The organism is Streptomyces sp. Ru72 (assembly GCF_002920635.1).
Classification (GTDB): domain Bacteria; phylum Actinomycetota; class Actinomycetes; order Streptomycetales; family Streptomycetaceae; genus Streptomyces.
In genome coordinates, this window is record NZ_PQSR01000001.1 from 163878 (window position 1) to 185463 (window position 21586).

A 21586-nucleotide genomic window follows, 5' to 3' on the forward strand; every position below is an offset into this window, starting at 1 on the left:
GACGGCGACGAGGACCCCCGCGCACCCCCCGGCGCGAGAGTCCCCGGCGGCAAAGGCGTCGGCTCAGTTCTGGTGGGACTGGTAGTGGGCGACCGCGTCGGAGGTGCGGCCGGCGCCGTACACCCGGAGGAACTCTGCCAGTTCCGGGTGGCTCGGGGCGAGGGTGTCCGCCGCCTCGATGATGTCCCCGGCCGCCGCCACCGAGCGCAGCAGCGACTGGATCTCACGGACCACCCGCTTCACCGTGGGCGCGCCCGAACTGTTCGTCGTCTGCGTGGTGTTGCTCAGCACCGAGCCCCCCTGGGACTTCTTGATCTCCTCCATGCGCTCGGTCGCCTCGGCCGCGCTGACACTGCCGTCCGACACCTGCGCCGCCAGCTCCTGCAGCAGCTGCACCCGCTGGACCACCGCCGGGTTGCCGATCTTGGCCCGCTGACCGCTCATCAGCTGCGACAGCATCGGGGCGGACAGTCCGAGAACCCCCGCGAGACGGGCCTGGTTGAGCCCGAGATCCTCGATGAGCCTACGGAAGAGCGCCCCCAACGGCTCCCCGTACCAGTTCCGCTGCAGCTCCCGCGCTCTTGCGGTGGCTTCCTGCTGTGCGGCGTCCATTGCGTCTCCCCATCGCTTCCCCAAAAACCGCGGTTCGCTGTAGCGAACCACGACGAGCATCTTACGGAGAGTGGTTGTCCACGGGGACCCCCCATCTTTTTGTGAGATACCGGCCAGGACCCGGTACGCTGGTCCGCAGCGCCCGGCAGCCCGTGTTCCACCAGCCGGACGTCTCTCCTCGGGGCCTTAGCTCAGTTGGTAGAGCGCTGTCTTTGCATGGCAGATGTCAGGGGTTCGACTCCCCTAGGCTCCACACTCGAAACCGGTCGGACGCCGCGTCGCGGCGATCGACCGGTTTTTGCATGCGCCGTGACTCCCGTCACACACAGAATTTGCAGCCGTTGCGATCCTTAGCGCGAACACCCGGCGAAGGCAGGGCTCCTCCGGATCACCCTCCGGGGATCCGGCAGTCCCTGACCCTCCGCCGAGGCGCGCGAGCGGTCCTTGTACCGCCTGGTAGGAACAGTCGTGCGTAACCATGCGCCTGCTCACGGTGAGCAAAGTCTCCACGGAACGTGCACACCAGAAGCGTTGCAAACGTCATCACGAAGGGCAGAGGCGAACGCCCGCCACCGTTCCACGTGAAACAACAGCGCCGTGGGGCAGGGGAACCCTCACCTTCCCCTGCCCCACGGCGTGATGGCAGCCCGCAGCCGACCAGGCGGACTCAGCGGCGGTCGTCGCCGTCCGTCGAGTCCTCCTCGGCCTGCTTCGCCTCCACTTCGGGGTCCAGCACGCTGGGACCGCTGCCGTCCACCGACGACAGCCGCTCGCCCTGCGGGACCTCGGTCGCGGCAGGCGGCTCGACCAGCCAGTCGGGGTTCGCCTGCTTGTCCCACCACTTCCAGGCGGCGAAGGCGCCGCCCGCCGCAAGGCCCAGCAGGGCCAGACCCTTCGCCACACGACCGGCCCTGGCCCGCCGCCGCTGCCGGCGGACCAGCTTCTCGATCTGCCGCGGCGAGATCTGACCGCGCAGCGCGGCCAGCGCCGCCGCCCCGCGGGCCGCCGCCTCCTCCCGCACCGGACCGGCCGCGGCGACGGCCTGCTCGATCTTCGGGCGGGAGTAGTCGGCCGCCTGGCGGGCCGCCTTGCGGGTGCGGGTCGCGGCCTGGTCCACCGCCGGCGGCACATGCGCGCGGGCCTGTTCCAGGCGCGGGGCGAGATGGGCGTCGTACTGGACGCGGGCCTGCTCGGCGGCCTGCGACACCTTGGGCGCGAGACGGACACGCGCCTCATGTGCGTAGTGCGCTGCCTTGTCCTTGGCCGTGTCGGCGTAGGGCGCCACCACTTCCGCGGCATGCAGCACGCTGTCCTTCGCCGAACCGGTCGCGGCGCGCACGCTGTCGATGCGGGTCACGGGGTTCCTCCTCCTCGGTGGCGTACGGTAATTCGACTTTCCAGCCTTTTACGGATCATGCCTGTCGAACAGCACCCGGGCATGCGAGGAACGGCATCCGGGTCATGCGGCCCAAGCGGACGATTGCGGTCCGTGCCCGGGCGGACGACGAGAGACGATCACGCGCATCAGCCGATCACGTGCAAGAGCGGATGAATACGGAGTAACAGGAGCTTGTCCCCGACAATGCCACGGATCGTCCCGCCGCGCCCTCGAGACAGGACGACTCGACCGGTTTTCCACACGCCCGCAGCCGCCACCGGCCGAACAAAACGCCGCCGTCCGGGCTGCCACCCCACCAGCACCACAGGAACCACCGACCGAAGTTCCCACCGGACGTGGTCGCCGGACGACGCGGAGGGCGTAGCGTGCGAGGATCAGGGGGTCACAAAGGACAACGGAAGGCAGATCGTGGCTGAGCAGCTCTACGCCACCCTGAAGACCAACCACGGCGACATCCTGGTCCGGCTCTTCCCGGACCACGCCCCCAAGACGGTCAGGAACTTCGTCGAACTCGCCAAGGGCGAGCGTGAGTGGACCCACCCCGCCACCGGCGAGAAGTCCACCAAGAAGCTCTACGACGGCACGGTCTTCCACCGGGTGATCAGCGGCTTCATGATCCAGGGCGGTGACCCGCTGGGCAACGGCACCGGCGGTCCCGGCTACCAGTTCGAGGACGAGTTCCACCCGGACCTGCGCTTCGACAAGCCCTACCTGCTGGCCATGGCCAACGCCGGCCCGGGCACCAACGGCTCGCAGTTCTTCATCACGGTCGCCCCGACGGCCTGGCTGAACCGCAAGCACACGATCTTCGGCGAGGTCACCGACGCGGGCAGCCAGAAGGTCGTGGACTCCATCGCCACCACCCAGACCAACCCGCGCACCGACCGCCCGGTCAACGACGTCGTCATCGAGTCGGTCGTCGTCGAGACCCGCGAGGGCTGACCCCCACAGGGCACCCCGCACGAGGGAACAAAAGCGCCCCGCCCATCCGTAGAAGGAGGGGCGGGGCACCCCGTCGTACGGAGAAGTGAGGGACCTCATGGACCAGGCGCCAGGCAGCCCGCAGGGCCCGCAGAACCAGGGACCGTCCGAGGCCCGGGAACTGCCGGTCTGCTACCGGCACCCGGACCGCGAGACCGGCATCCGATGCACCCGCTGCGAGCGCCCCATCTGCCCGGAGTGCATGGTCGACGCCTCGGTGGGCTTCCAGTGCCCCGAGTGCGTCCGCACCGGATCCGGCACGGGCCACGCCCCGGCCGCCTCCCGGCCGCGCACGCTCGCGGGCGGGACGGTCACCGCCGACCCCCGGCTGCTTACGAAGATCCTCATCGGGATCAACGTCGCGGTGTTCATCGCGGGGTACGTACGCCCGTCACTGCTGAACGACCTGGTCCTCCTCGGCGCCTGGCCGCCCAAGCCCTTCACACCCACTGCGGGCGTCGCGGGCGGCGAGTGGTACCGCATGGTGACCTCGATGTTCACCCACCACGAGATCTGGCACATCGCCTTCAACATGCTCAGCCTCTGGTGGCTCGGCGGACCTCTGGAAGCAGCCCTCGGCCGTCTCCGCTACCTCGCGGTCTACTTCGTCTCCGGGCTGTCGGGCAGCGCGCTTGCCTATCTGCTGGCCTCCCCGACCACGGAAACGCTCGGTGCCTCCGGCGCCATCTTCGGCCTCTTCGGCGCCACCGCCGTCCTGATGCGCCGCCTGAACTACGACCTGCGGCCGATCGTCGCCCTGCTGGTGATCAACCTGATCTTCACCTTCAGCCCGGGCATGAACATCTCCTGGCAGGCTCACATCGGAGGCCTGGTCGCCGGCGTGATCAGCGGCTACGCCATGGTCCACGCCCCGCGCCGGCGGAGGGCCCTCGTGCAGTACGGGGTGTGCGCGCTGGTGCTGGCCGCTGTGGTGGTCGTCACACTGGTGAGAACAGCTCAGCTCACCTGAGTGGCGGATGTGCACAGGCCGTAGCCCGGGGTTGTACCCAGAGTTGTCCACAGCCCAGCGCGGGATCTTGTGCATGCTGCGGGGAACGCACGCGCCCCCTGTCACCGACCGGAGTTTTCCCAGGTGGGACAGGGGGCGAACAGGTTTGCGGGGGCCGGTGATTCCGTCATACCGGCGTCAACGCCCGACGGGTTATCCACAGATCGTCGTTCTTTTTCCACTGGCTGTGCAGTTGTGGACAGGGCTGTGGATAACTCGGCGTGCAACTGTGGGCAGAGCCGGCCGCGGAAGGGCGTGAGGCCCCTACTTCCACTGGGTGGAGACGCCGAACCCGGCGGCGATGAACCCGAAGCCCACCACGATGTTCCAGTTGCGCAGCGCGTGGATCGGCAGCGATCCGTCGGTCACGTAGAAGACGACGATCCAGGCCAGCCCGATGAGGAACATGGCCAGCATGACCGGCGCGACCCAGCCGCGGTTCTCCAGCTTGATGGCCTGGGCCTGCTTGGACGGCGGTGGCGTGTAGTCGGCCTTCTTGCGGATACGTGACTTCGGCACGAGGGTCTCTCCTGTCGATGCGCTGCGTCGCCGCGCAGGGAACTGGGGCTGGCTCCGGGGGCAGCGTACAAGGGGACATGAGCGCTCCCCCGGGCGTCCGTTAGCGTAGTGCTTCCGCGGCGCCGAAGGAGATAAGGGTACGTGAGCGATACGGCCGACTCCCCCGGGACGGGTTCCGGTTCCCCGGATGCGGGGACCCCGTCCGTCCGCACGCGCCGATTCCGGCCCGTGCGGGTGCTCACCGTGGGCGTCTTCGCTCTCGCGGGTCTCCTGTTCATGACAAGCTTCAACACGGCCAAGGGGACCAACCTCCGCACCGACACCTCGCTGCTGAAGCTGTCCGACCTCATCCAGGAGCGCAGCCACAAGAACGCCCGGCTCGACGAGTCCGACGCCGCCCTGCGTTCCGCCGTGGATGCCCTGGCCAAGCGGACCGGCGGCACCATGAGCAAGGCCGAGCAGAACCGGCTCGCGGCGCTGGAGAAGGACGCCGGCACCCAGAAGCTCACCGGCAGGGCCGTCACGGTCACCCTCAACGACGCCCCGCCGAACGCCACCGCCAAGCTGCCCGGATACCCGGAGCCGCAGCCCGACTACCTGGTGATCCACCAGCAGGATCTCCAGGCCGTGGTGAACGCGCTGTGGCAGGGCGGCGCCCGCGGCATCAAGGTCATGGACCAGCGGCTGATCTCCACCAGCGCGGTGCGCTGCGTCGGCAACACCCTGATCCTCCAGGGCCGCGTCTACTCGCCCCCTTACAAGATCACTGCCGTCGGGGATCCGGAGAAGCTGCAGAAGGCGCTCGCGGACTCGCCCGCGATCCAGAACTACATGGTGTACGTCAACGTCTACGGCCTCGGCTGGAAAGTCACCGAGGACGGGACGGTGACTCTTCCCGGCTACTCCGGCACAGTGGACCTGCACTACGCCAAGCCCGTGGAGTAGAGGCCGCTGCCGCTGGGGGGATCCGTGCCGGTGCGCGTGATCGTCAGGACCGTCAGCGAACTGTGCGTCACCGTGGGTGCCCTCATCGTGCTGTTCGTGGTCTACGTGGTGTTCTGGACCGGGGTGAAGGCGGACGGCGCGATGAACGACCAGATCGATCGGCTGCAGAAGCAGTGGGCGAAGGAGGCGGTGCGCACGTCCGCCGCGCCGACGGGCGCCGCGAGCCCCGGCGGTCCGGGCCCGTACGCCGCGGGCCGGCCGTTCGCGGTCATGTCCGTCCCGCGGTTCGGTTTCACGTGGAACAAGCCCGTGCTGGAGGACACCGCCGTGGACAAGAAGGGGCTGGGCCACTACAGGGGCGCTGCTCGGCTCGGGCAGGTGGGCAACTTCGCGGTCGCCGGCCACCGGCGTACATACGGCGATCCCTTCAAGGACTTCCCCAGGCTGCGGCCCGGCGACGCGGTGGTCCTCACCGACGGCACCACCTGGTTCACGTATCGGATCGACAAAGGCCCTTACAAAACGGTGCCCTCCGACGTTGAAGTGATCGACCCTGTGCCACGTACGTCCGGGTACACGCGTCCTGGACGCTATCTGACGTTGACCACGTGCGACCCCGAGTGGGGGCACAGTCACCGGCTGATCGTCTGGGCGCACCTGGATTCCACACAGCCTGCGGAGGCAGGGAAACCGGCGGCTCTGCGCCAGTAGTCTGGTGGCGTACGGCGTGAGTCTGGTGCCGTGGTGAGACGGAAGGGACGGCATGTACGGCTGGATCTGGCGGCATCTGCCGGGGAACGCGTGGCTGAAGGCACTGATTTCCGTCGTGCTGGTCCTGGCCGTGGTGTACGTCCTGTTCCAGTACGTCTTCCCGTGGGCCGAACCGCTGCTGCCCTTCAACGATGTGACGGTGGACAACCAGTGAGTGCGCGCATTCTCGTCGTCGACAACTACGACAGCTTCGTCTTCAACCTGGTGCAGTACCTGTACCAGCTGGGCGCCGAGTGCGAGGTGCTGCGCAACGACGAGGTGTCGACGGCGCATGCCCAGGACGGCTTCGACGGCGTCCTGCTGTCGCCCGGACCTGGCACCCCCGAGGAGGCGGGCGTCTGCGTCGACATGGTCCGCCACTGTGCCGCGACGGGCGTCCCGGTGTTCGGGGTCTGTCTGGGCATGCAGTCGATGCAGGTGGCGTACGGCGGTGTCGTCGACCGGGCGCCGGAGCTGCTGCACGGCAAGACGTCCTTGGTGGAGCACGAGGGCAAGGGCGTCTTCGCGGGCCTGCCGTCCCCCTTCACGGCGACCCGCTACCACTCCCTGGCCGCCGAACCGGCCACCGTCCCGGCCGAGCTGGAGGTCACGGCGCGCACGCACGACGGGATCATCATGGGTCTCAGGCACCGGGAGCTGCGGGTGGAGGGTGTGCAGTTCCACCCCGAGTCGGTGCTGACCGAGCACGGTCACCGCATGCTGGCCAACTGGCTGGTGGAGTGCGGTGACGAGGGGGCCGTGGCGAGGTCGGTGGGGCTCGCCCCGGTGGTGGGCAGGGCCACGGCGTGACCGCGCTGCGCCCCGAGCGCGAGACCGGCGCCACCTACGGGGACGCCGCGGAGCAAGGGTCCTCGTACGGGCAGCAGCCGTACGGGGACTTCGGCGTGTGGCAGGGGCAGGATCCGGGCCCTCAGTGGCAGGGTGCCGGGGAGTACGGGCAGCAGACGCCGCAGCAGACCTACGAGCCCCAGCAGGGGTACGACGCGACGGCGGTGCTCCCGTCGTACGACGAGCCGCTGCCGGTGGACAACGAGACCGTCGCGTTGCGCGCCTTGGACATCGAGGAGGCGCGGCGGGCGGCGAACCGCCCCGCCGAGGCCGCTCCCGCGCCCGGTGGCCGCGCCGCGCGCCGCAAGGCGGCCCGGAGGCACGGGCGGCGCGGGAGCGGGCCGCAGACGCCCGAGAAGGCCGCGGGGACGCCCGCTCAGGCGCCGCGTTCCCGGGTGGAGGCCCGGCGGGCGGCGAGGGCGCAGAAGCCCGGTGCGGCGGTCGTGGCGAGCCGCGTGGTGGGCGAGCTGTTCATCACCACCGGTGTGGTGATGCTGCTGTTCGTGACGTATCAGCTGTGGTGGTCGAACGTGCGGGCGCATCAGGAGGCGGGCAGCGCCGCGCAGCACCTCCAGCAGGACTGGGCGAGCGGCAAGCGGGAGCCGGGGGTGTTCGCGCCGGGGCAGGGCTTCGCCATCCTGCACATCCCGAAGCTGGACGTGGTGGCGCCGATCGCGGAGGGCACCAGCAAGACCGAGGTGCTGGACAAGGGCATGGTCGGGCACTACGGCGAGGGCAGCCTGAAGACGGCGATGCCGAGCGACAAGACGGGCAACTTCGGGCTCGCGGGGCACCGGAACACGCACGGCGAGCCGTTCCGGTACATCAACCGTCTCCAGCCGGGTGACGCGATCGTGGTGGAGACGCAGGACGAGTACTACGTCTACAAGATGACGTCGATGCTGCCGGTGACGTCCCCGGCGAACACCAGTGTCCTGGACCCGATCCCGAAGGGATCGGGTTTCACCGCACCGGGCCGCTACATCACATTGACCACGTGCACGCCGGAGTTCACCAGCAAGTACCGGCTGATCGTGTGGGGCAAGATGGTCGAGGAACGGCCGCGCAGCAAGGGCAAGCCGGACGCGCTCATCTCGTAGGCGCAGGGCACGTGGACGCACGGGCACGTGGAACAGACAGGGCAGATGCAGTGGGAGTGACCACCGACCAGGACGAGCGGACCGCCGCTTCCCCGTCGGCTCGGGGCCGCGGGCGCGGCCGGATCGCGCTGGCCGTCAGCGTCTTCGGCGAGCTGCTGATCACGGCTGGCCTGGTGCTGGGCCTGTTCGTCGTCTACTCCCTGTGGTGGACGAACGTCATAGCGGACCGCAGGGCCGACCATCAGGGCGACAAGGTGCGCGACCACTGGGCGGCCGAGAAGGACAGCGGCCCGGGCGCCCTGGACACGAAGGACGGCATCGGCTTCCTGCACGTGCCGGCGATGAGGAACGGCGAGGTGCTGGTCGAGAAGGGCACGTCGACGAGCGTCCTCAACGACGGCGTGGCCGGCTACTACACGGACCCGGTCAAGGCGACGCTGCCGATGACGGGCAGGGCGGGCAACTTCACGCTGGCCGCGCACCGGGACGGGCACGGGGCGAAGTTCCACAACATCGACAAGCTGAAGAAGGGCGACCCGATCGTCTTCGAGACGAAGGACGACTGGTACGTCTACAAGGTCTTCGCGATCCTCCCCGAGACCTCGAAGTACAACGTGAAGGTGCTCTCGGCGATCCCGAAGGAGGCGGGCGTGAAGAAGCCGGGCCACTACATCACCCTGACGACGTGCACCCCCGTCTACACCTCGGAGTACCGGTACATCGTGTGGGGCGAACTGGTGCGGGTGCAGAAGGTGGACAGCGAACGGACGCCGCCGAAGGAGCTGGGCTGAGCGACACAGCCCCTGTGAGGAAGCCGCAACTACCACAGGCTCGACGGTCCGCGCGGCACCGGCGAACTTCTGCATGCCCGCGCTCGACACGTACTGCCGATGGTTGTACCGCTTGCACTGGACGGCCGCCGTGCGCCCGTCGGCCGTGCGGGCGGTGACGTCGATTCCTCGGTCGCTGTTGGCCCTCCGCACGACCACATCTGTACAGCCGTCGCGCCGGAGCAGGTCGGCGACGTGACGTTCAAGTTCTGAGCGGTGATCGAGATGTGGTCGGACGTCGTACAAAGAGCTGGACGTGCGGGCTTGGTTCCACGCGAGAGCCCCGGCACCTGCAGGTGCCGGGGCTCGATCGTCGGGCGTGGCCCGGTGCGGGCCGGTCGGCCTCAGCCGCCGGTCAGTCCGCTGAAGAAGCCGCCGCCGTCGTTGCCGCCGCCGTTGTTTCCTCCGGCCGGCACCGTGGTCAGGGTGATCGTCTGGCTGTTCGGGTCGGCCTGGGCGTTGGGCTGCGGGTCCTGGGCGGTGACCCGGGAGTTGCCGTCCGTCGGGCCGTTGACCTGAATGCGGGTGAAGCCCTTCTGCTGCAGGGTCTTCACCGCGTCGCTCAGCTTCTGGCCGAAGACGTTCGGGACCTGCGTCTGCTGGTTGGCCAGCTTGCCTATCTGGATGGTGACCGTCGTGCCCGCCTTCACCTGGGTGAGCACCCCGGGGTTGGTCTGTATGACCTTGCCGACCTGGTTCGGGTCGGTGGTGTCGGTGTCGACGCAGTTGCCCGGCGTGAGGTTGCTGGCCTGCAGCTGCTTCTTGGCGTCGTCACAGGACTGGTTCCTCACATCCGGCACCGTCACCGTCTGCGGGGCCGCGGCCACCGTGAGGGTTATCGTCGAGCCCTTCTCCCGATCCGTGCCGCCCGCGGGGTTCTGGTCGGTGACGACGCCCGGAGTCTGGTCGGACTCCGCCGTCTTCTTCTCGACCACGAAACCCTTGCCCTCGAGCTGGGACTTCGCCTTGTCGAACTGCAGTCCCCGCACGTCCGGCACCGCCACCTTGGGCGCCCCGGTGGACACCACCAGATTGACGGTGCTGCCCTTCTTGACCTCGGTGCTCGGCGTCGGGTCCTGGGAGCAGACGTTGCCCTTCTGCTGGTCTTCGCAGGGTTTCCTCGAGATGGAGAGCTTCAGGTCCGAGTTGTCCGCGAGCGTCTGCGCGTCCTTCTGGGACTGGCCGACGAAGTTGGGAGCCGGCACGGTGTCGTTGCCGATCCCGCCGTGGCCGCTGAAGATCCACTTGCCGATGAGGATCGCGCCCACCAGGACCAGGATGCCCGCGACGACCAGGAGGATCGTGGAGGTGTTCGACTTCTTGGGCTGGCGGCGGCGGTCCGGGCGGTCGTCGTAGCCGTAGCCCCCGTCGTCCGGGTTCATCGGCGGCATCATCGTCGTCGCGCCGGCGCCCGGGTCGGAGCGCAGGGCCGTCGTCGGCTGGTCGTCGGGGTAGCCGCCGTAGCCGACCGAGCCCATCGCCGCGGTCGCCGCGACCGGCTGGCCGTCGAGGCACGCCTCGATGTCGGCGCGCATCTCGTCGGCGCTCTGGTAGCGGTAGTCGGGGTCCTTGACCAGCGCCCTCAGCACGATCGCGTCCATCTCAGGCGTGATCTCGGGGTCGAAGACGCTCGGCGGCTGGGGCTCCTCGCGGACGTGCTGGTAGGCCACCGCGACCGGGGAGTCGCCGACGAAGGGCGGGCGGACCGTGAGCAGCTCGTAGAGCAGGCAGCCCGTCGAGTACAGGTCCGAACGCGAGTCGACCTGCTCGCCCTTCGCCTGCTCGGGCGAGAGGTACTGGGCGGTGCCGATGACCGCCGCGGTCTGCGTCATGGTCATGCCGGCGTCGCCCATGGCGCGGGCGATACCGAAGTCCATCACCTTGACCTGGCCGTTGCGCGTCAGCATGACGTTCGCGGGCTTGATGTCACGGTGGACGATGCCGTTGCGGTGGGCGTACTCCAGGCCCTGGAGGATGCCGATGGTCATCTCCATGGCGCGCTCCGGCAGCAGCTTGCGGCCGCTGTGAAGAAGCTCACGCAGGGTGGAGCCGTCGACGTACTCCATCACGATGTACGGGATCGAGACCCCGTCGATGTAGTCCTCGCCCGTGTCGTACACCGCGACGATCGCGGGATGGTTCAGCGAGGCGGCCGACTGGGCCTCCCGGCGGAACCGGGCCTGGAAGGAAGGGTCGCGCGCCAGGTCGGCGCGCAGCGTCTTCACCGCCACGGTGCGGCCGAGGCGGGTGTCGTGCGCGAGGTAGACCTCGGCCATGCCACCACGGCCGAGCACCTGGCCCAGCTCGTACCGGCCGCCGAGGCGACGCGGCTCTTCCATAGCTTCCTACCAGCCCTCTCCGTCGGTCCCGACCACACCCTCGTGTGGTCCGGCGGTGTGCTGTCCGGGCATACGGTACCCGGCTCGCTGTGTGTGACCTGGCCACATCCGCCACCCGATACAGGACCGGTATCGCAACGTGCACCGATGTGAAGGGGACGTGACAGGGGTCACTTCTTGCTGTTGATGACCGCCTCCATCACGTTCTTCGCGATGGGGGCGGCGAGGCCGCCACCGGAGATGTCGTCACGGTTGGCCTTGTCGTCCTCGACCACCACGGCCACGGCGACGGGCGAGCTGCCGTCCTTGAGCTTGGCGAACGAGATGAACCAGGCGTACGGCTTCTCGCTGTTGTTCAGACCGTGCTGGGCGGTACCGGTCTTGCCGCCCACGGTGACGCCGGGGATCTGCGCGTTGGTGCCGGTGCCCTTCTCGACGACGGTCTGCATCATCGACTGCAGGATCTGGGCGTTCTTCTCCGACAGCGGCCGGCTCAGTTCCTCCGGCTGGGTCTGCGTGATCACGTCGAGGCTGGGCGCCTGCAGCTTGTCCACCATGTACGGCTTCATCAGCTTGCCGTCGTTGGCGACGGCGGAGGCGACCATGGCCATCTGCAGCGGCGTCGCGGCGGTCTCGAACTGGCCGATGGAGCTGAGCGCGGTCTGCGGCCGGTCCATCTTCTCGGGGAAGGTGGAGGCGACCGAGCGCACCGGCGTGTACTGCTCGGAGTCGAAGCCGAACTTCTTCGCCTCCTCGAGCATCTTGTCCTTGCCGAGGTCGGCGCCGATCTTGCCGAAGACGGTGTTGCAGGAGTACCGCAGCGCCTCGCGCATGGTCGCGTTCTCGCAGGGGATGTTCCCCTCGTTCTTCAGTTCCGTCCTGGTGTTGGGGAGGGTGTAGGGCAGCGGGGACCTGGTCGGGTCGTCCGCGCTGGTGTACAGCCCGTTCTCCAGGGCCGCCGCCGCGGTGACCACCTTGAAGGTGGAGCCGGGCGGGTAGGTCTCGCGCAGCGCCCGGTTCAGCATCGGGTCGCTCGGGTCGTTCTTCTTCTGCAGCTTCTGCCAGGCCTTGGAGTCCGTCGACAGGGAGTTGCCCGCGAACGTGGACGGGTCGTACGACGGGTAGGAGGCCAGCGCCAGGATCGCCCCGGTCTGCGGGTCGAGCGCCACGGCCGCGCCCTTGCCGCCGACCTTCTTCAGACCGTCGTAGGCGGCCTTCTGCGCGGCCGCGTTGAGGGTGGTGACGACGTTGCCGCCCTGCTGCTGCTTGCCCGTCAGCATGTTGAGGGTGTTGCGGAAGAACAGCCGGTCGTCGGTGCCGGTGAGGATGCCGTCCTCGATGGACTCCAGCTGCGTGGCGCCGAAGGCCTGCGAGGCGTAGCCGGTGACCGGCGCCCACATCGCGCCGTCCTTGTAGGTTCGCTTGTACTTGAAGTCGTTGAGACTGTTGGTGGGCGTCTCCTTGGACCCGGTGATGGGGTTGCCGTCCACGATGATGTCGCCGCGCGGGGTGGAGTACCGCGCGATGAGGACACGGCGGTTGTTCGGGTCGGTACGCAGGCTGTCGGCCTGGAGGTACTGGAGCCAGTTGTCGCGGACGAGCAGCGCGAGGACGAGGAGCCCGCAGAAGAGCGCGATCCGGCGCAGGGGCTTGTTCACGGTCGGACCACCTGGGTCATTTCGGCGTCGGGGTTCGGGGCGGGGGCGGGGGCCGGGCGGCGCGCGGTGTCGCTGATGCGCAGCAGGATGCCGATCAGGGCCCAGTTGGCGATCACGGAGGAACCTCCGTACGCCAGGAAGGGCATCGTCATACCGGTCAGCGGGATGAGCCCCATCACACCGCCGGCGACCACGAAGACCTGCAGCGCGAACGCGCCGGACAGGCCGACGGCCAGCAGCTTGCCGAACGGGTCGCGGGCGGCGAGGGCGGTGCGGACGCCGCGCTCCACGATCAGGCCGTAGATCAGCAGGAGCGCCATGATGCCGGCCAGGCCCAGCTCCTCGCCGAAGGTGGCGAGGATGAAGTCGGAGTTGGCGGCGAAGCGGATCAGGTCGGAGTGGCCCTGGCCGAGGCCGGTGCCGAGGGTGCCGCCGGACCCGAACGCCCACAGGGCCTGCTGCAGCTGCTCGGAGTGGCCGCCGACGCCCTGGCGGCTGAGGGTGTACTCCTTCATCGGGTCGAGCCAGGCCTGGACGCGCATCTTCACGTGCGGCTCGATGCTGGCCACGCCGACGGCGCCGGCCGCGGACATCAGCAGACCGAAGACGATCCAGCTGGTCCGCTCGGTGGCGACGTACAGCATGATGACGAACATTCCGAAGAACAGCAGCGACGTACCGAGGTCCGTCTCGAAGACCAGGATGAGGATCGAGATCGCCCAGACGACGAGGATCGGTCCGAGGTCACGTCCGCGCGGCAGGTACAGACCCATGAAGCGGCGGCTGGCCAGGGCGAGCGCGTCGCGCTTCACCATCAGGTAGCCGGCGAAGAAGATCGCCAGCACGATCTTCGCGAACTCACCGGGCTGGATGGAGAAGCTGCCGACGTGGATCCAGATCTTCGCGCCGTAGATGTTGGCGCCGAGACCCGGGATGAGCGGCAGGATCAGCAGGACCAGCGCCGTGACCATGGAGATGTAGGTGTAGCGCTGCAGGACCCGGTGGTCCTTGAGGAAGACCAGCACGGCGACGAACAGCGCGATGCCCAGCCCGGTGTACAGCAGCTGCTTCGGCGCCGCGCTGCCCGCCTGGCCGATCGCCTGCAGCAGCTTGGACTGGTCGAGCCGCCAGATCACCACCAGACCGAGGCCGTTGAGCAGGGTCGCCAGCGGCAGTAGCAGCGGGTCGGCATACGGGGCGAACTTCCGTACGACGAGGTGGCCGACGCCCGCCAGCAGACCGAGGCCGACACCGTAGCTCAGCAGGCCGGGCGGCACCTTGTTGTTGATGGCGAGGCCCACGTTGGCGTAGGCGAACACCGGGATGACGACGGCGAACACCAGCAGCGCCAGCTCGGTGTTGCGGCGGCTCGGTGTGCCGATCGCGCCGATCGTGGACGTGTGGTGCGTCGACGTGTTCGTACTGCTGCTCATGGTGTGACAGGGCCCCTCACGGCTTGCTTACTGCTTACCGCACAGTGAGACGACCTTCTGCTCTTGCTCCGAGAGGCTGGGGCCGGGTGTGGGAGTGGGTGCGGTCTGGGTCTTGGACGCCGACGCCGAGGGGTTCGGAGTCGGTGTGGCCTTGGACGTCGGGGAGTTGCTCGCGGTTCCCGTGGTGCTGCCGGGCTTGGGGGTGTTCTTGGACTCCGCGGTGCGGCGTTCGACGTCCTTCCTGCACGCGGACGCCTGCACGGCCAGCTCGGAGATCTTCGACTGGGCCGCCTGGAGACCGCCCTCGGCGATGGTCGCCTTGACCTGCTTCTGCTGGTACGGCGGCAGGTACTTGAGTTCGATCTCCGGGTGGTCCTTCTCCACCTTGGACAGCGACACCCAGGCCAGGTCCTGGCTGATGCCGCGGTACAGCGCGACGTGCTCTGCGTTGGCGCCGACGTAGTACTGCGTCTGCGTCCACCGGTAGGCGCCGTAGCAGCCGCCGCCGATGACGGCGAGCGCGAGGACCGTGTAGAAGGATCTCTTCAGCCACCTGCGGCTCTTCCTCGGCTTGACGAAGTCCTCGTCGGTGTAGTCGCCGAAGCTGCCCGCGGGGATGTACCCGGTGGTGTCGCCGCTGCCGGGCGGCCCGAACTCGCCGCCGCCGCCGTGCCCGGCCGCGTGGCGGCCCAGGCCGGCGGCGCGGCCCGCGGGCGTCTGCATGATGCCGTTGTCGTGCAGGTGGTTCTGGTTCTCGGCGACCGCGCCCACCACGACCGGGGTGTCGGACAGGTGCCCGGCGAGGGTGTCCCCGGTGTCCAGGTCCAGCACGTCGGCCACGATCACCGTGATGTTGTCGGGGCCGCCGCCGCGCAGCGCCAGCTCGATCAGAGCCTGCACGGTCTCCTCGGGGCCGTGGTAGCTGGCGAGGGTCTCCTCCAGCGTCTGGTGGGAGACCACCCCCGACAGCCCGTCCGAGCAGATCAGGTACCGGTCGCCGGCGCGCACCTCGCGGATGGACAGGTCCGGTTCGACGTGGTCGCCGCTGCCCAGCGCACGCATCAGCAGGGATCGCTGCGGGTGGGTGGTGGCCTCCTCCTCGGTGATGCGGCCCTCGTCGACGAGCCGCTGCACCCAGGTGTGGTCCTGGGTGATCTGTGTGAGGACGCCGTCCCGCAGCAGGTACGCGCGGGAGTCGCCGACGTGGACGAGGCCGAGCCGCTGACCGGTCCACAGCAGCGCGGTGAGCGTGGTCCCCATGCCCTCGAGCTGGGGGTCCTCCTCGACCATGGCGCGCAGCTGGTCGTTGGCGCGCTGCACCGCGGTGCCGAGCGAGGTGAGGATGTCGGAGCCGGGGATGTCGTCGTCGAGCGCGACGATGGTGGAGATCACCTCGGACGAGGCGACCTCGCCGGCGGCCTGGCCGCCCATCCCGTCGGCGATCGCGAGCAGGCGCGGACCGGCGTAACCGGAGTCCTCGTTGCCCTCGCGGATCATGCCTTTGTGCGATCCGGCGGCGAAGCGCAGTGACAGACTCATGCGCACCTCGCCCGTCGGCTCCGGGTACATCCGCACGGTGCCCACCCTCCGGTCGGGAGCGCGCCGGGGCCCTGGGTGGGGGCCGCCGCTGCGTGCTCGCTCCGCTCGCTCATTGTCGTACTACTTCCGCAGCTCGATGACGGTCTTGCCGATGCGGATCGGCGCGCCCAGCGGAATCGGTGTGGGGGACGTCAGCCGGGTCCGGTCGAGGTACGTGCCGTTGGTGGACCCGAGGTCCTCGACGATCCACTGGCCGTCGCGGTCGGGGTAGATCCTGGCGTGCCGGCTGGAGGCGTAGTCGTCGTCCAGCACGATGGTGCTGTCATGGGCGCGGCCGAGCGTGATGGTCTGGCCCTGCAGCGCGACCGTCGTCCCGGTCAGCGAGCCCTCGGAGACGACCAGCTTGGTGGGGGCCCCGCGGCGCTGCCGGCCGCCGCCCGGCTGTTGGCGCTGCGGCGGGGGCGCCGCCTGGCGGGCGGTCTGCTGCGGCCGTGCGGCCTCGCGACGCGCGCCGCGCTGGGTGACCCGCGTACCGAACAGGTCGCTCCTGATGACCTGCACGGCCACGATCACGAACAGCCACAGTACGGCCAGGAAACCCAGCCGCATGACCGTGAGGGTCAGCTCTGACATTGCCCCCGCTTCACCCTTCGGCTTGCCTATAGATAACGGTGGTGCTGCCCACGACGATCCGCGAGCCGTCGCGGAGCGTAGCGCGGGTGGTGTGCTGCCCGTCCACCACGATGCCGTTGGTGGAGCCGAGATCCTGGATCGTCGAGGGCGTTCCGGTCCGGATCTCGCAGTGCCGGCGGGAGACGCCGGGGTCGTCGATCCGCACGTCGGCGTCGGTGCTGCGCCCCAGCACCAGCGTCGGGCGGGAGATCTGATGGCGGGTGCCGTTGATCTCGATCCAGTAGCGGGTGCGCCCGCCGGACGCCGGGGCACCGCCGGGGCGCTGCCCGGCAGGTTGCGGGTAGCCGTATCCGCCGGGACGCCCGCCGGGCGGTGGCGCGGACGGCATGGGCGGAGCACCCGCCGGCGGGGCGGCGGGCGGGTAGCCGTAGCCGCCTGGGCGCCCGGTGGCGCCGCCCTGCGCGGGAGCCTGCTGGTTGGTGGAGGAGGCGAGCGTACGGCTGCGTACCCGGTACAGGCCGGTGTCGAGGTCGTCGGCCTTCTCCAGATGGACCTTGATGGGGCCCATGAAGGTGTAGCGCTGCTGCTTGGCGTAGTCGCGCACCATGCCGGCGAGCTCGTCGCCGAGCTGCCCGGAGTAGGGGCTCAGGCGCTCGTAGTCCGGCGCGCTCAGCTCCACGATGAAGTCGTTCGGGACGACGGTACGGTCGCGGTTCCAGATGGTCGCGTTGTTGTCGCACTCGCGCTGGAGCGCGCCGGCGATCTCCACGGGCTGGACCTCGGACTTGAAGACCTTGGCGAAGGTGCCGTTGACCAGACCTTCGAGACGTTGCTCGAACTTCTTCAGGACTCCCATGGGGCACCTCCTCCGTCGTTGCCGTCCTGTGTACTGCTTACCTGGTACTGCTTACTGATCGTATCCACGCGCCGGAAAATCGGGTGGTTCCCCCCATCGGCCCTGTCGACGGGTGTCGACGCCTCCGGGTTTCCCTCCGGACGGCCGCTTCGAACACCTTCCGGGCGTACTCCTTGTCGTACTCCTCGGAGCACTCCGCGGTGGTACTCCCGCCATGGATCGTAGAGGCGGCCGCAGACCAGTGTCCCGCACCCGGCTGTGGACCCGGCCCGCCTCCTGGAGAGATGCGCGGGACCGGTACGAGGTTGATACGTGAACAGACACGCCTTGAGACGTGGCGGCGGCTCGGGGGCGGAGGGAGGCCGGGGTGCGGGGGCAGGGAGCTGGAGGCCTGGGAGCTGAGGGTGGGCGTCGGGCTGAGGCGTCGGTGGGTGGACCGAGCTGAGCTGGGGATGTCGGGTCGTGCCTGCCGAGGGCCGGATGTTCGATGTCTGGAGTCGGTGTCTGGTGTTCCGTGCCTGGTGCCATGCCTGGTGTTCGGCGGGGACAGGCGCCCGGGATGGGCCGGGGAGCCGGGGCGCTCGGGATGTCGCTGGTCGCGCGGGGTTTCCGGGGGCGGGGCCGCGGGCCCCAGGGGAAAGGGATGTGAACCCACCCTGCGCAGCGTGCTAATGTTCTGCGTGTCGGAAGGCGCCGGGCCGAAAGGGCCGGAGCCGGAGGACACACCCAATGCGCGGGTGGCGGAATAGGCAGACGCGCTGGATTCAGGTTCCAGTGCCCGCAAGGGCGTGGGGGTTCAACTCCCCCCTCGCGCACAGAGAGAAACCGACGAAACGGGTCTCTGCAGGTGACGGAAGTCACCGCAGGGGCCCGTTTCTCGTTCCATGATCGTTGTGAGGCATCACACAGCCCGATCAGGGCATACGGCAGGCCCCGGCGCGTGAGCTATCTCACGGGTGGGGGCCTGTCTTCGTGGTGCTGTGGTGCCGGAGTCGGATCGATCTAGGCCGCTGGCGCCAGGTGGCCGGTCGGGTCCAGCTCCTCGGCTCTTTTTTCGGTCGCCGGTGGTGGGTGCGTCGGCGGGGGCGTTCGCCGCCGAGCGACAGGGTGTGCAGCCACTTTCTGATCTTGCGGCGGTTGGCGTGGGCCAGTTGGAAGGCGAGCAGGATCGTTTGTGCTGCGATGCCGCGGATACGGCGGGAGCCCGCGGATTCGATGCCCTCGGCGAGGGGTTCTTGGCGTAGCCGTTGTAGCCCTCGACGCTGTTGCGGAGCCGGAAGTAGATCTTCTGCCATTCCGGGCCGCCGTAGTCCAGGGCTTGCCACTGCTTGGCGCCGGCTTCGGGGCTGACGGTGATCGTGCGCTGGCGGCAGACCTTGAGCGGACTGGTGGGGCTGGGTTCCGGGTCGATGAGGGGCAGGTGGATGCCGCGACCCATGCTGTAGGGCTTGATGGGGCACTGGGCCTTGCCTGCTGCGGCAGGGCACATCATCCGCTGGTAGAACAGCCGCCGTACGGCAGTGCCGCCACTCCGACGCAACTCCGGGCGGGGCCGCGGCGAGGTGAAGAACCGTGCGTACGCGGCGTTGAGCCGGGCGCGGTCGGCGACGTCGGTCAGATAGGCCACCTTGGTCCAGCGGCGGATGTCCGCGCTGGCGTGGGCGCAGAGGTCGTCCACGATGTAGATCCGGGTGCTGCCGGGCGACGCGGTGCGGATCATTGGTGCACAAGGTGGGGTGCCGCACCGCCTGGTCCCAACTGCTCGCGCCGGGCGTGGAAGCGGCGAGGCGAAGACCGCGGACATTCGGTCCACGACGACCGCCGCTTCCGACTGTGGCCCACCGTTCAACCGCCGACCGGCTGTGAGGGATACCGGCCACCCCTGAAAGGTGGACAGTGGACCGCAGCGATTGTCGTGCCACTGTGCCTGCGGCGGACGGCGACACGGCAGATCCGATCCCAGTGCCGCCACGAACCGAATCGGCCGGCGTTTTCCTGCCGCGCCCTCCTGCATACCTGGCCATGTCCGGCGGCAGGATCAGTCACCGGAGGTGGGCCGGTCGTTGATGAAGGAGTACAGCAGAGCGTTGACGAGGTCGGGGCGGGTGGCGAAGGCGAAGTGGTCGGCGCCGGGGAGTTCGGCCAGACGGGCGTGGGGGATGGTCTGGCGCAGGTGGAGGGAGACTCCGGAGGGGACTTCCTGGCCTCTGGTGCTGCTCATCAGCAGGGTGGGAGCGGTGATGGCGGGGAGCAGGTGGCGGTCGTCGTCCCGTGAGATGTTGTCGAAGAAGCCGAGCAGGGTCTCGACTCCCGCGTTGTAGCTCATCTCGCGGAACCAGGAGCCGAGTTCCGTGGCGCGAGCGGTGTCGACGTCGGCGAAGACCAGGCCGGGGTCGAGGACGGCGTCGGTGATGCCCTCGATGCCGCCGTCGCGGGCGGCGTCGGTGAAGTGGGCGATGGCGGCGTCGTCGAAGCCGTGGGGCCAGTCGTCGCCGCGGCGGAACTTGGGGGAGCCGTTGAGGACGGCGAGCTTGCCGAGCAGGTCGGGGTGCTGGGCGGCGAATCGCAGTGCGACGTGCCCTGCCGATGCGAAGCCGACCACGGTGGGCTTCTCCAGGCGGAGGTGGGCGATGAGGGCCGCGAGGTCGGCGGTGTACAGGGCGGTGACGCTCTCCACGTCGGGGGGTAGTTTGTCGGAGGCTCCGTAGCCGCGCAGGTCGAGGAAGACGTTGCGAGCGTGGTGGTCGAAGAACTCCTGCTGGGCGGCCCAGGAGCGGGAGTCCAAAGGCAGGCCGTGCACCCAGACGATGGGGCGGCTGCCCGTACCGGTCTCGTAGAAGGCGATCCTGCCTCCCTCTACGTCGAGGTGGCGGGCCTGGTCGAAGCTGAGCGGAGGCATGGTGGCGTGCTCCTGGCGTCGGGCGGGAGGTGCCGGGCGGCACCTCCCGCTGCGGGTGGTCACAGCCCGGTCGGGTAGGTGACGTTGTCCAGGCCGGGGACGGTCACCTTGGCGGGGTTGTTGTCGGCGGCGACGAGCTGGCTGACGGCGTAGTCCGTGACGGAGCCGGACAGGAGCTGGCGGGGGTCCTCCATGACCATCCGGAGGCGGGTGGTCATGGCGCGCCAGTCGTCGGGGCCGTGGATGACGGGCATCTCACTGATCTCGGTGACGGACGGGTCGGAGATGTCGGGGACGGCGAGACGGCCGGGGGCGTAGCGGGGAAGCCCGGGGAACATCAGGTCGCCCAGTTCGACGGTGGCGCGGGTGTTGGACCAGATCTGGCGCAGGGGCTGCTCCAGGGCCGCCACCTTCGACAGGTCTCCGTCCAGCGGGGTGGTGAAGGTGGGGGCGTGGGGCGCCATGTAGAGGCGTTCGAGGGGGAGCTGGTAGCCGGAGGCGCCCAGGAGCATGGTGGCGACGCTGGAGGTGTTCCAGGTGACACCGGCGGTGGGGCGACCCTGCTTGCCAGCGATGACCACCATGGCCCGGCTCCAGTCGATCTGCTGCTCGCGGAACCAGTGGATGATGCGGCGGGAGATGTCCAGTCCGGTGAGGAAGAACGTGGCGATCATCATGTGGTTGACGGTTCCGTGCCCCTCGGCCGTGCCCTTTTTCAGGTAGTCGGTGCGCAGGGCGGTGGCGTTGAGGCGGGTTTCGTCCTCCAGGGCGGCGCTGAGGAAGCGGTCGGTGACGGCGAAGGTGTAGTCGGCCATGTCGGCGATGGCCTGCTCGCGGCCGCGGTAGGTCTCGACGGCGATGGTGTCGCGCCACAGTTCGGCACTGTTGGCCTCGCGGCTGCGCCGCACCTCGGTCAGCAGCCGCTCTGTTTCGTTGCGCCAGCCGGGATCCGCGTACTTCTCCCGCAGCTGTACGAGGGTGGCGACGGCGGGGCCGAGGTGGGAGACGCCGGCGAGTTCCTTGAAGCCCTTGGTGGAGAAGCGGAAGCCCTCGACCGTGGGGGGCTTGCCACCGCCGGGGTAGAGCGCGAAGTCGGTGCCGGTGGCGACGATCAGGGGTGCGTCGGCCGTGTCGGCGGCGGCGGTACGGGTCAGGTGGGAGCCGATGCTGGTGGGCCCGGCCGTGTAGGTGGTGAACAGGTCGACGAGCTCGGGGCTTTCGTTGGCGGCCATGGC

The 21586-nt window shown here is 69.1% G+C and carries 20 protein-coding genes, 2 tRNA genes and 1 pseudogene; 10 read left to right on the forward strand and 13 right to left on the reverse strand.

Features of this window, described 5'->3' with window-relative positions:
* Positions 1-63: 63 nt before the first annotated feature.
* Positions 64-612, reverse strand: a complete 549-nt coding sequence (locus C3488_RS00755) for a DNA-binding protein (protein ID WP_103837308.1) — start codon at positions 610-612, stop codon at positions 64-66.
* Positions 613-792: 180 nt separating this feature from the next.
* Here C3488_RS00755 and C3488_RS00760 point away from each other — a divergent pair.
* Positions 793-865: transfer RNA gene (locus C3488_RS00760), tRNA-Ala, on the forward strand.
* Between the two features lie 414 nt (positions 866-1279).
* Here the strand turns inward: C3488_RS00760 and C3488_RS00765 are convergent.
* On the reverse strand, positions 1280-1969 hold the full coding sequence (locus C3488_RS00765) for a DUF5324 family protein (protein WP_103837309.1): 690 nt from the start codon (positions 1967-1969) through the stop codon (positions 1280-1282).
* A gap of 450 nt (positions 1970-2419) precedes the next feature.
* Here C3488_RS00765 and C3488_RS00770 point away from each other — a divergent pair, with 450 nt between their 5' ends.
* Together C3488_RS00770 and C3488_RS00775 are read left to right on the forward strand one after the other, a co-directional pair.
* A complete protein-coding gene (locus tag C3488_RS00770) occupies positions 2420-2953 on the forward strand; it encodes a peptidylprolyl isomerase (protein WP_103837310.1) in 534 nt (177 codons plus the stop codon).
* A 97-nt stretch (positions 2954-3050) separates the two neighbouring features.
* Positions 3051-3962: a rhomboid family intramembrane serine protease gene (locus tag C3488_RS00775; protein ID WP_103837380.1), complete on the forward strand. Its 912-nt coding sequence runs from the start codon at positions 3051-3053 to the stop codon at positions 3960-3962.
* Positions 3963-4265: 303 nt separating this feature from the next.
* On the opposite strand, the gene crgA is transcribed toward C3488_RS00775, so the two are convergent.
* Positions 4266-4520: a cell division protein CrgA gene (gene crgA, locus C3488_RS00780; RefSeq protein ID WP_103837311.1), complete on the reverse strand. Its 255-nt coding sequence runs from the start codon at positions 4518-4520 to the stop codon at positions 4266-4268.
* Positions 4521-4661: 141 nt separating this feature from the next.
* Between crgA and C3488_RS00785 the strand changes: the two genes are divergently transcribed.
* Genes C3488_RS00785 through C3488_RS00810 form a run of 6 tightly spaced genes read left to right on the forward strand, consistent with a single transcriptional unit; the run spans position 4662 to position 8955 of the window.
* Positions 4662-5465, forward strand: a complete 804-nt coding sequence (locus tag C3488_RS00785; protein WP_103837312.1) for a DUF881 domain-containing protein — start codon at positions 4662-4664, stop codon at positions 5463-5465.
* 30 nt (positions 5466-5495) lie between these two features.
* Positions 5496-6176: a class E sortase gene (locus tag C3488_RS00790; protein ID WP_103837313.1), complete on the forward strand. Its 681-nt coding sequence runs from the start codon at positions 5496-5498 to the stop codon at positions 6174-6176.
* Positions 6177-6228: 52 nt separating this feature from the next.
* Entirely contained in the window at positions 6229-6390 is a 162-nt protein-coding gene (locus tag C3488_RS00795; protein ID WP_181138833.1) for a hypothetical protein, read from the forward strand.
* Positions 6387-7025: an aminodeoxychorismate/anthranilate synthase component II gene (locus tag C3488_RS00800; RefSeq protein ID WP_103837314.1), complete on the forward strand. Its 639-nt coding sequence runs from the start codon at positions 6387-6389 to the stop codon at positions 7023-7025. Before C3488_RS00795 ends, C3488_RS00800 begins: the two co-directional genes overlap by 4 nt.
* A complete protein-coding gene (locus C3488_RS00805; protein ID WP_103837315.1) occupies positions 7022-8164 on the forward strand; it encodes a class E sortase in 1143 nt (380 codons plus the stop codon). The genes C3488_RS00800 and C3488_RS00805 overlap by 4 nt, the downstream gene beginning before the upstream one ends.
* Before the next feature lie 50 nt (positions 8165-8214).
* Positions 8215-8955 (forward strand): class E sortase, encoded by a 741-nt coding sequence (locus C3488_RS00810; RefSeq protein WP_103837316.1) that lies wholly within the window; start codon positions 8215-8217, stop codon positions 8953-8955.
* 54 nt (positions 8956-9009) lie between these two features.
* Here C3488_RS00810 and C3488_RS42480 read toward each other — a convergent pair.
* The 7 genes and pseudogenes from C3488_RS42480 to C3488_RS00850 form a co-directional block, all read right to left on the reverse strand.
* Positions 9010-9240: pseudogene (locus C3488_RS42480) on the reverse strand (restriction endonuclease); the annotation flags it as partial.
* 98 nt (positions 9241-9338) lie between these two features.
* A complete protein-coding gene (pknB, locus tag C3488_RS00820; RefSeq protein WP_103837317.1) occupies positions 9339-11333 on the reverse strand; it encodes a Stk1 family PASTA domain-containing Ser/Thr kinase in 1995 nt (664 codons plus the stop codon).
* Between the two features lie 170 nt (positions 11334-11503).
* A complete protein-coding gene (locus tag C3488_RS00830) occupies positions 11504-12991 on the reverse strand; it encodes a penicillin-binding protein 2 (RefSeq protein WP_103837318.1) in 1488 nt (495 codons plus the stop codon).
* Positions 12988-14424, reverse strand: coding sequence for an FtsW/RodA/SpoVE family cell cycle protein (locus C3488_RS00835; RefSeq protein WP_103837319.1), 1437 nt, complete (start codon positions 14422-14424; stop codon positions 12988-12990). Before C3488_RS00835 ends, C3488_RS00830 begins: the two co-directional genes overlap by 4 nt.
* Before the next feature lie 27 nt (positions 14425-14451).
* Complete coding sequence (locus C3488_RS00840; protein ID WP_258053227.1) at positions 14452-15963, reverse strand: Stp1/IreP family PP2C-type Ser/Thr phosphatase; 1512 nt, start codon at positions 15961-15963, stop codon at positions 14452-14454.
* Positions 15964-16083: 120 nt separating this feature from the next.
* Complete coding sequence (locus tag C3488_RS00845) at positions 16084-16596, reverse strand: FHA domain-containing protein (protein ID WP_103837321.1); 513 nt, start codon at positions 16594-16596, stop codon at positions 16084-16086.
* 10 nt (positions 16597-16606) lie between these two features.
* Positions 16607-17452 carry a DUF3662 and FHA domain-containing protein gene (locus tag C3488_RS00850; RefSeq protein WP_103837322.1) on the reverse strand — a complete coding sequence of 282 codons (846 nt, stop codon included), beginning with the start codon at positions 17450-17452 and terminating at the stop codon, positions 16607-16609.
* 731 nt (positions 17453-18183) lie between these two features.
* Here C3488_RS00850 and C3488_RS00855 point away from each other — a divergent pair.
* A tRNA-Leu gene (locus C3488_RS00855) sits at positions 18184-18267 on the forward strand.
* 86 nt (positions 18268-18353) lie between these two features.
* Here the strand turns inward: C3488_RS00855 and C3488_RS41220 are convergent.
* The 3 genes from C3488_RS41220 to C3488_RS00870 all read right to left on the reverse strand — a co-directional run bounded on the left by C3488_RS41220 (position 18354) and on the right by C3488_RS00870 (position 21583).
* A complete protein-coding gene (locus tag C3488_RS41220; protein WP_258053228.1) occupies positions 18354-19172 on the reverse strand; it encodes a hypothetical protein in 819 nt (272 codons plus the stop codon).
* A 318-nt stretch (positions 19173-19490) separates the two neighbouring features.
* On the reverse strand, positions 19491-20351 hold the full coding sequence (locus C3488_RS00865) for an alpha/beta fold hydrolase (RefSeq protein ID WP_103837323.1): 861 nt from the start codon (positions 20349-20351) through the stop codon (positions 19491-19493).
* A gap of 59 nt (positions 20352-20410) precedes the next feature.
* Complete coding sequence (locus C3488_RS00870; protein ID WP_103837324.1) at positions 20411-21583, reverse strand: DUF5624 domain-containing protein; 1173 nt, start codon at positions 21581-21583, stop codon at positions 20411-20413.
* Between the last annotated feature and the right edge of the window lie 3 nt (positions 21584-21586).

What these genes read in the sequence shown, in the direction of transcription:
- C3488_RS00845 (WP_103837321.1), bottom strand. Translation starts at nt 16,596, where the DNA reads ATGTCAGAGCTGACCCTCACGGTCATGCGGCTGGGTTTCCTGGCCGTA.
- C3488_RS00755 (WP_103837308.1), bottom strand. Translation starts at nt 612, where the DNA reads ATGGACGCCGCACAGCAGGAAGCCACCGCAAGAGCGCGGGAGCTGCAG.
- C3488_RS00865 (WP_103837323.1), bottom strand. Translation starts at nt 20,351, where the DNA reads ATGCCTCCGCTCAGCTTCGACCAGGCCCGCCACCTCGACGTAGAGGGA.
- C3488_RS00850 (WP_103837322.1), bottom strand. Translation starts at nt 17,452, where the DNA reads ATGGGAGTCCTGAAGAAGTTCGAGCAACGTCTCGAAGGTCTGGTCAAC.
- C3488_RS41220 (WP_258053228.1), bottom strand. Translation starts at nt 19,172, where the DNA reads ATGATCCGCACCGCGTCGCCCGGCAGCACCCGGATCTACATCGTGGAC.
- C3488_RS00795 (WP_181138833.1), top strand. Translation starts at nt 6,229, where the DNA reads ATGTACGGCTGGATCTGGCGGCATCTGCCGGGGAACGCGTGGCTGAAG.
- C3488_RS00775 (WP_103837380.1), top strand. Translation starts at nt 3,051, where the DNA reads ATGGACCAGGCGCCAGGCAGCCCGCAGGGCCCGCAGAACCAGGGACCG.
- C3488_RS00840 (WP_258053227.1), bottom strand. Translation starts at nt 15,963, where the DNA reads ATGAGTCTGTCACTGCGCTTCGCCGCCGGATCGCACAAAGGCATGATC.
- C3488_RS00835 (WP_103837319.1), bottom strand. Translation starts at nt 14,424, where the DNA reads ATGAGCAGCAGTACGAACACGTCGACGCACCACACGTCCACGATCGGC.
- C3488_RS00870 (WP_103837324.1), bottom strand. Translation starts at nt 21,583, where the DNA reads ATGGCCGCCAACGAAAGCCCCGAGCTCGTCGACCTGTTCACCACCTAC.
- pknB (WP_103837317.1), bottom strand. Translation starts at nt 11,333, where the DNA reads ATGGAAGAGCCGCGTCGCCTCGGCGGCCGGTACGAGCTGGGCCAGGTG.